Origin of the sequence: Paraconexibacter antarcticus (assembly GCF_024220175.1) — a bacterium.
In the GTDB taxonomy this organism is placed as follows: domain Bacteria; phylum Actinomycetota; class Thermoleophilia; order Solirubrobacterales; family Solirubrobacteraceae; genus Paraconexibacter; species Paraconexibacter antarcticus.
In genome coordinates this window covers 2503539-2515670 of the sequence record NZ_CP098502.1, presented here as the reverse complement: position 1 = coordinate 2515670, position 12132 = coordinate 2503539, and the positions used below count along the sequence as shown (strand labels likewise).

Here is a 12132-nt window from a genome sequence, read left to right as displayed (position 1 = left end):
GACCGCGGCGCGCAGGGCTACTGCCGGAGCTTCAGCGTGTGGCCGACGGCGAGCGTGTTCGCGTCCAGGCCGGGATTGAGCGCCTCGATGTGCGCGAGCGACAGCCCCGTCGTCTCCGCGATGCCCGACAGCGTGTCCCCGCTCTTCACGACGTACGACTTGGCGCGCCTCGGGCTGCTCGGCGAGACCTTGTGCGTCTTGGTGGTCGTCACCGCCGGCAGCGTCGTCGAGGCGGAGCCCGAATCCATGGTCGGCTGCACGAGGGCGTAGACCGCGATCGCCGCGGCGATCAGCGCGGCCGGAGCCAGGAAGCGAGCAGGGCTGCGATACGCCATCTGCAGGGGAATGTAGTCCGCGGGCCGCGGCGCGCAAGCTCATGCAAGCCCCCATGCGACGGCGCGTAGGCGCTCGGCCTCGGCGCGGGCTGCCGCCGCCGGATCGGCGGAGGCGCCGTCCGCCTCGTGCGCCCGGACGATCGACCGCGAGGCGGTGATGAGGCCACCCGCCGGGCCGGGCGCGAACGCGGGGGCGAGGTCCTCGACCCTCCCGCCCTGGGCACCGACGCCCGGCAGGAGGAACGGCGTGGACGGCATGATCGCCCGCAGGCGGGCGACGTGCTGCGGCGCGGTGGCCCCGACGACGGCGCCGACGTCGGAGAGCCCGCTCTCGGGACCGGGCTCACCGAGCGCATCGACGCGGCGGGCGACCTCCTCCCACACGGTGCCGCCGGACGCGAGCTCGAGGTCCTCGAAGTCGGCCGCGCCCGGGTTCGAGGTGCGGACGAGGACGATGACCCCCGCCCCCACGGCGCGGGCGGTCCGCAGCAGCGGCGCGATCGTGTCGGTCCCCATGTACGGGCTCGCGGTCATCGCGTCGGCGCCGAGGCCGGCGACCTCCCCGAACGGGGTCGCGGTCGTGCCGAGCAGCGACTGGGCGTAGGCGAGCGCGCTGACGTCGATGTCGCCGCGCTTGGCGTCCGCGAGGACGAGGAGCCCGGCCGCCTGCGCGTGCTCGGTGACGCGGCCGAGCGCGGCACGGCCCGGCGCCCCGAGGCGCTCGAAGCACGCGAGCTGCGGTTTGACGGCGACGACGACGTCGGCGACGGCGTCGAGGACGGCCCGGCAGTGGGCCTCGACCGCGGCGGCGGCGGCCCCGGCGGGCGTGCGCGTGTGGCCGGCGCCGGCCGCGGCGTCGCCGGCCCCGGGCCACAGGCGGGCGGGGTCGGGGTCGAGGCCGAGGACGATCTGCGAGTGCCGTGCGGTGACGGCCGCCGCGAGGCGGTCGCCGAAGTGGGGCCGCGCGCCAGGCCCCGTCAGGACCGGACCGCCTTCTTGAGCGCGGAGCCGGCGGTGAAGCGCGGGATCCGCGTGGCGTCGATGACCATCGCCTCGCCCGTGCGCGGATTCACGCCGGCGCGGGCGCCCCGCTGGGCGACGTGGAACTTGCCGAACCCGGTGAGCGTCACGGCCTGACCGTCGGCGAGCGAGGACTCGATGACGGCGATCGCCGCGTCGACGGCCCCGAGGGCCTGCTGACGCTCCAGGCCGGCCTGCGCGGCCACCCGGTCGATGAACTCCGACTTGGTCACAAAGGCCCTTCCGGCCGGATGATTCGCACCTGCACTGGCCCTGACGCTACCAGCCGCGCAGGTCGTCCAGGGTGGCCAGGAGGTCGTGGATGACGACCGCCTCGAGGGCCTGCGGGCCCATGGCCACGCCCAGCGCGTGGGCCCCGCTGCGCGCGGCGAAGAGGGCCCCGTCGCCGTACGGGGTCTGCCGCGCGGCGTCCGGCGGCGCCCCGGCGAGGAGCCGCGCGACGTGGGGCTCGAGCGCGGCGTCACCGGCGAGGATCGCGCCCCCGGCGTCGAGGACGACCGCGGCCCGCAGGTCGGCCGACAGGGTGGCGAGGTAGGCCAGGGCGATCGGGGCGGGCACCGCGTCCGTCATCGGGATGCGGGAGGATGCCAGGCGTGGACATCGGGCGCATCGGTTGGCTGCTCACGGTCGCGCTCTGCGCCGTCGTCGCCGTCGCCTGCCTCATCTCGGGGTACCAGGGCTACGCCGCCGTGACCGGCGCGGTGTTGCTGGCGGCCGCGATCAACCTCGCCGACTGACGCCGCGGCGCCCTGGCATCCGCGGCGCCGAGCGACGGCGCCGCGCTCGTGACGACCCGCGGGCCTACCGGGTCGCAAGCCACGCGCCGAGCTCCCGCGCGGCCCGGCCCCGGTGGCTGATGGCCGCCTTCTCCTCCGGGGTGAGCTCCGCCATCGTGCGCCCGTCGGCGATGTCGTCCGGGCGGAACGCCGGGTCGTAGCCGAAGCCGCCGTCGCCGCGCGGGCGGTCGTCGAGGACGCCGGTGCAGCGCCCCTCGAACGGGATCGCGGTCCCGTCGGACGGGTCGACGTAGACGAGGGCGCAGACGTAGGCGAGCGCGCTGCCCGCGGGGGCCTCGGCGAGCAGCTTCGCGAGGTTCTCGGCGTCGGTGGCGTCGGGGCCGGCGAACCGGGCCGAGTAGACCCCCGGCCGCCCGCCGAGCGCCTCGGACACGATGCCCGAGTCGTCGGCGATCGCGGGGACGTCGAGGGCCGTCACCGCGGCCATGGCCTTGATGAAGGCGTTGTCCTCGAAGGTCTCCCCCGTCTCCGGCGGGAGCACGACGTGGTCGGGGAGCGGGACGATCTCGTGGCCGGGCAGCAGCAGCTCGAACTCCTGCGCCTTGTGGGCGTTGCGGGTGGCGAGGACGAGCCTCACGATGCCGCCTCCCCCGCGCCGGCGGGCGCATCCGCGAGGCCTCCGGCGCCGACGGCGATCGCCATCTCCTGCGCCGCGCGGAGCTGCTCGATGCCCAGCGCGGCGAGCTCGAGCAGCGCGTCGAGGTGCGCTCGTGAGAGCGGGGTGCCCTCGGCCGTCGCCTGGACCTCGACGAGCCCGCCCTCACCGGTCATGACGACGTTCGCGTCGACCTCGGCGGTCGAGTCCTCGGGGTAGTCGAGGTCGAGGACCGGGACCCCGCCGACGATCCCGGCGGACACGGCCGCGACCGAGCCGGTCAGCGGGGAGCGGCGCAGGAGCTTCTGGGCGAGCAGGTGCTCGACGGCGAGCGCGAGCGCGACGTACGCGCCGGTGATCGACGCGCAGCGGGTGCCCCCGTCGGCCTGCAGGACGTCGCAGTCGAGGTAGATCGTCCGCTCGCCCAGGCGTTCCAGGTCGACGACCCCGCGCACCGAGCGGCCGATGAGGCGCTGGATCTCGATCGTGCGGCCGTCGGGCTTCCCCGTCGCGGCGTCGCGCCGCTTCCGCTGCCCGGTGGAGGCCGGGAGCATCCCGTACTCCGCCGTGACCCACCCCGAGCCGCGGCCCTTCATCCAGCGGGGGACCTGCTCGTCGACCGACGCGGTGCAGATGACGCGCGTCTCCCCGATCGAGATGAGCGCGCTGCCCGTCGCGGTCCGCACGAAGCCGGGCTCGATGGCGACCGGCCGCAGGCCGTCCGCGGCGCGGCCGTACGAGCGGCCGTCGGCGGCGGTCATGCGAGCGCCGGGCCCCCGCCGGCGAGCGCGCCCCCGGCGACGTCGACCTGCGCGACCTCGCCGAGCGGCATCTGGAGGAAGCGGGTGCCCATCGTCCGGAACGGCTCCGGGTCACCGGTGCAGAGGAACGAATAGGTGCCCTCCCCCTCGGTACGCCCGGCCTGGAGCGACCGCGAGCCGAGCACGTGCTCGACCTGGCGGGCGAGCGGGGCGCCGGAGCTGATGATCGTCACGCCCGGACCGAGCATGCGCTGGAGCATCGGGCGCACGAGCGGGTAGTGGGTGCAGCCGAGCACGACGGTGTCGACGCGTGCCTCGCGCAGCGGCGCGCAGTACCGGCGGACGGTGTCGACGACGCGCTGGTCGAACGGGAAGCCGCCCTCGATGATCTCCGTGAGGTCGGGGCACGGGACCTGGACGAGGTCCACGTGCGGGTCGGCTGCGGCGATCGCCTCCGCGTATGCGCCCGACTCGACGGTCGCCGTCGTCGCGAGCAGCCCGACGCGGCCGGTGCGCGTGGCGGCGACCGCGTGCACGGCCCCGGGACGCACGACGCCGATGACGTCCACCCCGAGCGTCGTGCGCATCATCCGCTCCTGGAGCAGCGGCAGCGCCGCCGCCGTCGCCGAGTTGCAGGCGACGACCAGCAGCTTCACCTGCCGCCGGATGAGCTCCTCGGCGATCTGCAGCGAGAACTCCTGCAGCTCGGCCTGGGAGCGCTCGCCGTACGGGAAGCGCGCCGTGTCGGCGAGGTACACGAAGTCCTCCTGCGGGAGCTGGACGAGCAGCTCGTGCAGGACGGTCAGACCGCCGACGCCGGAGTCGAAGACCCCGATCGGACGGTCGCGATGGGTGGAGGCGACCACGCAGGCCATGGTACGTCCCGGCCCCGGCGGCTCACTTCCTGCTCGTGCCGACGGTCGTGATGACCTCCTTGAGCTTCGTGCCGATCGTGGTGCCGATGTCGAAGTGGCCGTGGGTCTGCGTGACGACCGCGGTGAGGATCGCCGCGACGAGGAGCAGCAGGGCGACGTACTCGACGGTCCCCTGGCCGCCGTCGCCACCGAGACGGACGGCGAGGGCACGGGCACGGCGGGCGGGCGTGGTGGGCTGGCGGGGCATGGATCGGTCCTCCCGGATCGAGGTGACGCGGGTCCCGGACGGGGCCCGCTGTGGTCGGTCACCAGCGTCCGGCAGGGGCCTGTGACGGGACAACGGCACTCCTGTGCCGGACCTGCGACGACTCTGCGACGGTCTCCGCGCTAAGGCGGGGGCGCCGTCCGCTCCGACCCGCCACACTGCCCGGAGCCCGTGCGCGCTCTCGTCATCACCAACATGTGGCCGTCCTCCGAGGACCCGTCCTTCGGGGCGTTCGTCGCCGATCAGGTGCGCGCCCTGCGCGCCCTCGACGGCGTCGAGGTGGACGTCTTCTCCTTCGGCCCGGGCGGGTACCTGAAGGCGATCCGCGCCCTCCATCGCGCCCACGACGCGCACGACTACGACGTGGTCCACGCGCACTTCGGCCTCACGGCGATCCCCGCGGTCACCCTCCGCGGCGCCCCGCTGGCGATCACCCTGCACGGGACGGACCTGCGGCACCGGCGCTCGGGACGTGTCACGCGAGCGCTCCTGCCGCTCACCGACCTGGCGGCCGCGGTGTCGAGCGGGCTGGCGGCGGAGATCGCCGGCGCGGGCACGACCCGACGGGTCGCGGTCCTGCCCTGTGGGGTCGACCTCGACCGCTTCAAGCCGATCCCGCGCCGGGTCGCGCGGGAGCGGCTCGGGCTCGACCCGGCCGAGCCGTGCCTCCTCTTCCCCGCCGACCCGGCCCGGGCCGGCAAGCGCCACGACCTCGCGATCGATGCGGCCGACGGCGTGCGCCTGCTCTCGCTCGGCGGGATCCCGCCGGCCGACGTGCCGCTGTGGATCAACGCGGCGAACGCCGTCGTGCTGCCGTCCGAGGCCGAGGGCTTCGGCCTCGCGGTGCTCGAGGCGCTCGCCTGCGACGTCCCCGTGGTCGCGACGCCGGTCGGGATCCACGCGCTCGCGCTCGCCGACGTCGCCGGGACGCTGTGTGCCCCGTACGACAGCGCCACGTGGCGCGCGGCGCTGCGCCCGCACGTCGCGGCCGTCGAGCCGCGCGTGCCCGGGCGCCGGCGCGCCGCCCTGTTCTCCTCCGAGCGCATGGCGCGACGTGTCGCCGCCGCGTGGTCGGAGCTCACCCCTCCGCGGCTATACTCCGCCGCCGCGGTGCCAGAGGAGACATCGCCCCCGTCATGAACGGCCGTCTGCCAAAGCTCCGTCGCCCCGGCGACAGCACCCCCGCCGGCCCCGCACCCGCGGGCCCCACCGCCCCCTCGGAGCAGCCGACCGCCCAGGCGCAGACGCTCTTCGCCGAGCCGCCCCCGCCGCCGGTGCCCGCCGACGTGGACCCTGCCGCGGAGAGCGAGCCGAGCTTCCGCGACCGCGGCCGCTACCGGCGCCGCCTGCGCTATCTGCGGCGCGTCCGGGAGCTCGGGTTCCGGGACCTCGGCGGTCTCGTGTTCGACCTGCACCGGTTCGGGCGCAGCGGCGACCAGCTCATCGCGAGCAAGCTCGCCGCGCTCGCCGCGGTGGACCGCGAGCTGCGTGCCCTCGAGCGCGTCATGCGCGACGAGCAGGCCTTCACCGACCTCCGCGAGCCCGGCATCGCCGCCTGCGCGCGCTGCGGCGCCCTCCACGGCAGCGACGCCCGCTTCTGCCCGTCGTGCGGCATCCAGCTCGGCGGCCCGCGGGCGCTGAACGAGCTCGCCGTCGTCGCCGCGCCGGTGCCCGCCGCGGGTGCTCCCGTCCCGGTTCCGGTGCCCGTCGCGCCGCACGTCCCGCCGTCCGCCGCGACGGTCGCCGAGCCCGAGCCCGACCCCGCGACGGACGTGCCCGTCATCCCCTCCGCAGGCCCCGAGCCCGTCACCGAGATCATCCGCCCGGGTGAGGGCTCAGGCCCGGCGCCGGCCGACGCGACCGGCGGCCCCGCGCCCGCCGCCGAGGCCGAGCCGACCTCCGAGCCCGCCGCCGAGCGCGCGCCCACCGCCGACGCCGAGCCGGAACCCGCCCCGGCCCCGCCGGCTCCGCCCACGTCCTCGACGCTCCCGGTCCCGCCCCCGCCGCCGGTGCCTCCGCTGCCCCCTGGCGGAGCGGGCCCCGGCGCCCGCGGCTGAGGGTCCGGCCGTGAGCACCCCGCCGACCGCCCCCGAGGCCCCCGAGGCGCAGCCCCCGCTCCCGCCGCCGGGAACGATCCCGTGCCCGCGCTGCCAGGCCCTCGTCGGCCCGCAGCAGGACTGGTGCCTGAGCTGCGGGGCCCCCGCCCGCACGCGGCTCGCCCCCGCGCCGAACTGGAAGCTCCCGCTCGCGATCGCGGGCTCGCTCATGGCGCTCGCGGCCATCGTCCTCGTCGTGGCCTTCGTCGCCCTGACCAACAGCAGCGACCCCGCGACCGGGACGACGATCACGACGAGCACGACCGTGCCCCCCGCGGCGACGACGCCGGGCGTGACGACGACCCCGGGCGGGGGGACGACCGTTCCCGGGACGAGCACCGCGGCGCCCGCCCCGGGCGCCACGACCGCCACGCCTCCGGCGGCGACCCCGCCGGCGACCACGACGAACCCGGCGACCTCGACGGTCCCCGGCCTCTCCGGCACGACGACGGCACCCGCCCCGGTGACGCCCTCGACGAAGACCGGCGGCGTCGACCCGTCGACCCCGCCCTCCGGCTGACGGCTGACGACCGACGGCGCCTAGGCCGGCGCGTCGCCGGCGAGCGCCGGCCACCACGTCGCCAGGCGCTCGCGCGCCGCCGTCGCGAGCGGATGCTCGGCGAGCGCCGGGTCCGCTGCGGCCCCGTCCTCGCCGGACAGCGCCGCGAGCGTCGCGCTCAATCCGCGGCTGAGCGCCCCGAGGTCGTAGCCGCCCTCGAGCACGAGGCCGACCGGCGCCCCCGCCGCCGTCGCCGCCGCGCGCACCGCTCGCGCCATCCGCGCGTAGCCCGCGTCGGTCACCGCGCATCCGGCGAGCGGGTCGTCCGCGTGGGCGTCGTAGCCCGCCGAGATGAGCACGAGCCCGGGCTCGAACGCGGCGAGCAGGGGCGCGACGACGTGCTCGACGAGCGAGCAGAACGTCTCGTCGCCCGAGCCGCCGGGCACCGGCAGGTTCACCGTGCGTCCGGCGGCCTCCCCGGTCCCGCTGTCCTCGACCGGGCCGGTGCCCGGGTAGAGGGGCGACTCGTGGATCGAGCAGAAGAGGACCTCGGGGTCCGCCCGGAAGATGTCGTTCGTCCCGTTGCCGTGGTGGACGTCCCAGTCGACGATGGCGACGCGCACGCCGTGGGCACGCACCGCGTGCCGGGCGGCGATCGCGACGTTGTTCACGAGGCAGAAGCCCATCGCCTGCGCCGCCTCGGCGTGGTGCCCGGGCGGGCGGTGCACGGACGCGCCGGTGCTCGCCCCGCCCGTCAGCAGCGCGTCGACCATCGAGCAGGCGCCGCCGGCGGCGTGCAGCGCGGCGTCGAAGGAGTCGGGGCTCGTGACGGTGTCGCCGTCGATCCACCCGCCGCCGTCGGCGCAGAGGGCGCGCAGCGCGTCGGTGTGGGACGCCGGGTGGACCGCCCCGAGTTGCTCGTCCGTCGCGGCCGGGGATTCCCGCACCTCGTAGCCGAGCCAGCCGAGCGCGGTGAGCGTCTCCTCGATCGCGACGATGCGCGCAGCCCGCTCGGGGTGGCCCGATCCGGTGTCGTGGAGGACCGACGACGGGTGGCGGAACAGGACGGCGGCGGACACGTCACTACGCTACCGCCATCCCCGCCGGTGCCGACAGCCCTCTCAGCACGGACGTCGTGGTCGTCGGGGCCGGCGGCGCCGGCCTCTACGCGGCGCTGACGGCCGCCCTGGAGGGCGCCCGCGTCGTCCTCGTCGCCGCGACCCCGCTGGCGCAGACCGCGAGCTACTGGGCGCAGGGCGGCCTTGCCGCCGCGCTCGCCGCCGACGACTCGCCGGACATCCACCGTCAGGACACCGAGACCGCGGGCCGCGGCGCCGTCCGGCGCAGCGCCGCGAACGTCCTCGTCCGCGAGGCGCCGCACGCCGTCGACGACCTGCAGCGGCTCGGCGTCCGCTTCGACGCGGACCGCCGCGGCCGGCTCGCCCTCAGCCTCGAGGGCGGCCACTCCCGGCGCCGGGTCGCCCACGCCGGCGGCAGCGCGACCGGCCGGCGCGTCGTCCGCCAGCTCAGCGCGGTCGTCGCCGAGGACCCCCGCATCACCGTCCTGGAACCCGCTCGCGCCGCCGCGGCCTGGACCGTCGACGGCCGCTGCGTCGGCGTCGTCCTCGAGGACGGCCGCGCGATCCACGCCCGGGCCAGCATCCTCGCGACCGGCGGCGCCGCCGCGCTGTGGTCGCGCACGACGAACCCGCCCGGCTCGCTCGGCATCGGGATGCTCCTCGCCCACGACGCGGGCGCCGCGCTCGCCGACCTCGAGTTCGTCCAGTTCCACCCCACCGCGGTCACCGGCATCCCGGGCCGCGAGGGCTTCCTCGTCACCGAGGCGATCCGCGGCGAGGGCGCGACGCTCCACGACGCACGCGGCGAGCGCTTCGTCGAGGAGCTGGCGCCGCGCGACGAGGTCTCCCGCGCCGTCCATCAGACGATGCGCGAGCAGGGCGTCACGCACGTCGACCTCGACATGCGCGAGGTCGACATGGCGAAGTTCCCGAACGTCGTCGACGCGCTCCGCGAGTCGGGGCTGGACCCGGCCACGACCCGGATCCCCGTCGCGCCGGCGTCGCACTACGTCATGGGCGGTGTCGTCGCCGACCTCGACGGCGCGACGACCGTCCCCGGCCTCTACGCCGTCGGAGAGTCCTCGTGCACCGGGCTGCACGGCGCGAACCGCCTCGCGTCCAACTCGCTGAGCGAGTGCTTCGTCTGGGGCCGGCGCGCCGCGCTCGCCGGGCTGACGGAGACCGAGGTCCCGGCCGCGTCCCTCCCGGCCCCGCCCGCGGCCGCCCCGATCCAGAAGCCCTCACGGGCCACGCAGGAGGCCCTCTGGACCTACGCGGGCATCGAGCGGACGCGCGAGGGCCTCGAGCACCTGCTCACCGACCCTCACCCTCTGGCCCGGCTCGTCGCGCGCTGCGCGCTCCTCCGCGAGGAGACCCGCGGATCCCACCGCCGCAGCGACTTCCCCGAGACCGACCCGGCGCTCGACGGGCGCCACGCCGTCGTCCGCGGCGAGCACGAGCCGGTCTCCGAACCCTGGATCTGAGCGCCGGCGCGCCAACCGCAGCGCGGATCGGCCCCCGCGAGCGGTGACGTGCCAGAACAGTGTGACCCCGGTCACACGCTTAACGCGAAGTCAACACTGCGTGGGTTGAGGGGTTCACACGCGCCCCCCATACTGGCCCGCGGGAAAACCTCTGGGCGGGGGTGACGGAGAGAGAATCCACGAGGGAGGGTCACTCCATGTATCAGTTCAGCCGCGCGATCTACCGGGAGTTGGCGAAGGACATCGCCGACCCTCACGGGACCGGACGTAACGGACACGAAGAGGTCCTGCGTGCCTGTGAGGCCACCATGGACCGCCTGTCCGCCGACCGGCACTACTTCGCCAAGCCGGCCCGGACATTGTTCACCGACATCCGGCCGTACTTCCCGATGAACGCCCAGGCCCGCGTCTGGCTCGTCGTGCAGCGGTACATCGCCTGCGCCGAGGAATGGCTGGCGCGTCAGCCGCGTCACGGCGTCGACGCGAACGGCAACCCGCTGCAGTGCCGGGCGACGACGCGGCGCGGCACCCCGTGCCAGCGTGAGCCGCTCGCCCGCAACGGCTACTGCCCCTCGCACCAGCATCTCGCCGAGACCGAGAGCTGCGAGGTCGCCGTCCTCGCCGCCGTCGCCTGACGCGGGCGCCGCTCACGCCGGACCGGAGAGCCGCGCGCGTCGCCGGGTCAGCTCGGCGCGCTGCGCGTCGTTCGCGCTGAGGTCGAGGGCGCGGTCGTAGGCTGCGATCGCCGCGGCGTCGTCCCCGGCGCGCCGGTGCAGCTCCGCGTCGGCGGCGTGGAGCGGGACGTAGCGCCCGAGCGGCTCCCGCACCGCCTCGAGCAGCGCGCGCCCGGCCGCCGGATCCCCCGCGAACGTCAGCGCCACGGCGCGGTTCAGCTCGACGACCGGCGACGGCGCGAGCTGCGCGAGCCGCCCGTACAGCGCGGCGATCTGCGGCCAGTCGGTGGCGGCGTCGCTCGGCGCGGCGGCGTGGAGCGCGGCGATCGCGGCCTGGACCTGGAAGGGCCCCGGGATCCGCCGGCTCAGCGCCCGCTCGAGGGCGCCCGTCCCCTCCGCGATCGCGCGGCGGTCCCAGCGGGTCCGGTCCTGCTCGGCGAGGGGGACGAGCCCGCCGCCGGGGCCGACCCGCGCCGCGCGGCGCGCGTCGGTGAGGAGCATGAGCGCGAGCAGCCCTAGGACCTCGGCCTCGTCGGGCATGAGGACGCAGAGCAGCCGCGTGAGGCGCAGCGCCTCCGCGCTGAGGTCGGGACGGTCGAGCACCGGGCCGGCGCTCGCCTCGTAGCCCTCGTTGAAGACGAGGTAGAGGACGTCGAGGACCGACGCGAGGCGGTCCGGGAGGTCGTGATCGGCCGGCACGGCGTAGCGGATCCCGGCGACGGCGATCTTCCGCTTGGCCCGGACGATCCGCTGCGCCACGGTCGGCTCCGGCAGGAGGAACGCCCGGGCGATCTCCCGTGTGCTCAGGCCGCCGGCCGCGCGCAGCGTGAGCGCCACCCGCACGGCCGGGTCGAGGGCGGGGTGGCAGCAGGTGAAGATGAGCCGCAGGCGGTCGTCGGGCACGGCGGTCTCGTCCTCGTCGGGGTCCGGGTCGCCCTGGGCCTCGAGCGCCCGGAGGGTGCCCGCCGCCTCCGCGCGCCGGGTCTGCGCCCGGTCGCGGCGGATGCGGTCGACCGCCCGGCGCCGGGCCGTGACGGCGAGCCACGCGCCGGGGCGGTCCGGCACGCCGTCGCGGGGCCAGGCGGCGGCGGCCGCCGCGAAGGCGTCGGCCGTCGCCTCCTCGGCGGGACCGACGCCGACGTGGCGGGCGAGCGCCGCGAGCACGCGGGCCCACTCGTCGTGGAAGGCACGCTCCAGGGCGGCCCCGGCGTCGGTCACGCGGCGGCGCCGACGTTCATGATCGGCCGCACCTCGACCGAGCCGCGGCCGACGAGCGGGATCTTCGCCGCCCACTCGATGGCGGTGTCGAGGTCCGGCACGTCGATGAGGTAGAAGCCGGCGAGCGCCTCCTTCGTCTCGGCGAACGGCCCGTCGCTCAGCAGGCGCTCGCCGCCGCGCTCGCGGACGGTCGTGGCCGTGTCGAGCCATTGGAGGGCCTGGCCGCCGCGGTGGACGCCGGCGTCGATGAGCTCCTGGGTGTAGGCCGTCCACCTCGGGTGCTCGGCGGCCGCCTCCTCGGGGCTGGGCCCGCCTGTGGTGGGGCCGTACAGCAGCAGCGCGTATTCCATCTCGTTCGACCTCCTGGGTCGTCGCCGTCGGTTGCCGGGTGCGACCGACGTTCGACCATTCGA

17 protein-coding genes are annotated in these 12132 nt (G+C 76.3%); 6 read left to right on the top strand and 11 right to left on the bottom strand.

Going from position 1 to position 12132, the window contains the following annotated elements; all coding sequences use genetic code 11:
• Positions 1–17: 17 nt before the first annotated feature.
• From NBH00_RS12395 to NBH00_RS12380, 4 genes are read right to left on the bottom strand one after another with little or no spacing between them, the layout of a single operon-like run.
• The gene (locus NBH00_RS12395) at positions 18–335 is read right to left on the bottom strand and encodes a LysM peptidoglycan-binding domain-containing protein (protein WP_254573630.1); all 318 of its coding nucleotides are present in this window, start codon (positions 333–335) and stop codon (positions 18–20) included.
• Between the two features lie 39 nt (positions 336–374).
• Positions 375–1316 carry an orotidine-5'-phosphate decarboxylase gene (pyrF, locus tag NBH00_RS12390; protein ID WP_302182750.1) on the bottom strand — a complete coding sequence of 314 codons (942 nt, stop codon included), beginning with the start codon at positions 1314–1316 and terminating at the stop codon, positions 375–377.
• Positions 1313–1588 carry an HU family DNA-binding protein gene (locus NBH00_RS12385; protein WP_254573629.1) on the bottom strand — a complete coding sequence of 92 codons (276 nt, stop codon included), beginning with the start codon at positions 1586–1588 and terminating at the stop codon, positions 1313–1315. Before NBH00_RS12385 ends, pyrF begins: the two co-directional genes overlap by 4 nt.
• A 46-nt stretch (positions 1589–1634) precedes the next feature.
• Complete coding sequence (locus tag NBH00_RS12380) at positions 1635–1934, bottom strand: hypothetical protein (protein ID WP_254573628.1); 300 nt, start codon at positions 1932–1934, stop codon at positions 1635–1637.
• Positions 1935–1969: 35 nt separating this feature from the next.
• Here NBH00_RS12380 and NBH00_RS12375 point away from each other — a divergent pair, with 35 nt between their 5' ends.
• The gene (locus NBH00_RS12375) at positions 1970–2113 is read left to right on the top strand and encodes a hypothetical protein (RefSeq protein ID WP_254573627.1); all 144 of its coding nucleotides are present in this window, start codon (positions 1970–1972) and stop codon (positions 2111–2113) included.
• Positions 2114–2177: 64 nt separating this feature from the next.
• Here NBH00_RS12375 and rdgB read toward each other — a convergent pair whose 3' ends face one another.
• The 4 genes from rdgB to NBH00_RS12355 are packed head-to-tail and all read right to left on the bottom strand — an operon-like array spanning position 2178 to position 4651.
• Positions 2178–2750, bottom strand: coding sequence for an RdgB/HAM1 family non-canonical purine NTP pyrophosphatase (rdgB, locus tag NBH00_RS12370; RefSeq protein ID WP_254573626.1), 573 nt, complete (start codon positions 2748–2750; stop codon positions 2178–2180).
• A complete protein-coding gene (gene rph, locus NBH00_RS12365; protein WP_254573625.1) occupies positions 2747–3529 on the bottom strand; it encodes a ribonuclease PH in 783 nt (260 codons plus the stop codon). The genes rdgB and rph overlap by 4 nt, the downstream gene beginning before the upstream one ends.
• Positions 3526–4395 (bottom strand): glutamate racemase, encoded by an 870-nt coding sequence (gene murI / locus NBH00_RS12360; RefSeq protein WP_254573624.1) that lies wholly within the window; start codon positions 4393–4395, stop codon positions 3526–3528. Before murI ends, rph begins: the two co-directional genes overlap by 4 nt.
• A gap of 31 nt (positions 4396–4426) precedes the next feature.
• Entirely contained in the window at positions 4427–4651 is a 225-nt protein-coding gene (locus NBH00_RS12355; protein ID WP_254573623.1) for a hypothetical protein, read from the bottom strand.
• A 189-nt stretch (positions 4652–4840) separates the two neighbouring features.
• Between NBH00_RS12355 and NBH00_RS12350 the strand changes: the two genes are divergently transcribed.
• From NBH00_RS12350 to NBH00_RS12340, 3 genes are read left to right on the top strand one after another with little or no spacing between them, the layout of a single operon-like run.
• Entirely contained in the window at positions 4841–5809 is a 969-nt protein-coding gene (locus NBH00_RS12350) for a glycosyltransferase (protein ID WP_254573622.1), read from the top strand.
• Positions 5806–6726, top strand: a complete 921-nt coding sequence (locus tag NBH00_RS12345; protein WP_254573621.1) for a zinc ribbon domain-containing protein — start codon at positions 5806–5808, stop codon at positions 6724–6726. Before NBH00_RS12350 ends, NBH00_RS12345 begins: the two co-directional genes overlap by 4 nt.
• Before the next feature lie 10 nt (positions 6727–6736).
• The gene (locus NBH00_RS12340) at positions 6737–7285 is read left to right on the top strand and encodes a hypothetical protein (protein ID WP_254573620.1); all 549 of its coding nucleotides are present in this window, start codon (positions 6737–6739) and stop codon (positions 7283–7285) included.
• Between the two features lie 20 nt (positions 7286–7305).
• Here NBH00_RS12340 and NBH00_RS12335 read toward each other — a convergent pair whose 3' ends face one another.
• Positions 7306–8343: a histone deacetylase family protein gene (locus NBH00_RS12335; RefSeq protein WP_254573619.1), complete on the bottom strand. Its 1038-nt coding sequence runs from the start codon at positions 8341–8343 to the stop codon at positions 7306–7308.
• A gap of 56 nt (positions 8344–8399) precedes the next feature.
• Here NBH00_RS12335 and NBH00_RS12330 point away from each other — a divergent pair, with 56 nt between their 5' ends.
• Both NBH00_RS12330 and NBH00_RS12325 read left to right on the top strand, forming a co-directional pair.
• The gene (locus NBH00_RS12330) at positions 8400–9827 is read left to right on the top strand and encodes an L-aspartate oxidase (protein ID WP_254573618.1); all 1428 of its coding nucleotides are present in this window, start codon (positions 8400–8402) and stop codon (positions 9825–9827) included.
• 197 nt (positions 9828–10024) lie between these two features.
• Positions 10025–10462, top strand: a complete 438-nt coding sequence (locus NBH00_RS12325) for a DUF5763 domain-containing protein (protein WP_254573617.1) — start codon at positions 10025–10027, stop codon at positions 10460–10462.
• 12 nt (positions 10463–10474) lie between these two features.
• Here NBH00_RS12325 and NBH00_RS12320 read toward each other — a convergent pair whose 3' ends face one another.
• Both NBH00_RS12320 and NBH00_RS12315 read right to left on the bottom strand, forming a co-directional pair.
• Positions 10475–11719, bottom strand: a complete 1245-nt coding sequence (locus NBH00_RS12320) for an RNA polymerase sigma factor (protein WP_254573616.1) — start codon at positions 11717–11719, stop codon at positions 10475–10477.
• On the bottom strand, positions 11716–12069 hold the full coding sequence (locus NBH00_RS12315; protein ID WP_254573615.1) for a YciI family protein: 354 nt from the start codon (positions 12067–12069) through the stop codon (positions 11716–11718). The genes NBH00_RS12320 and NBH00_RS12315 overlap by 4 nt, the downstream gene beginning before the upstream one ends.
• Positions 12070–12132: the final 63 nt, after the last annotated feature.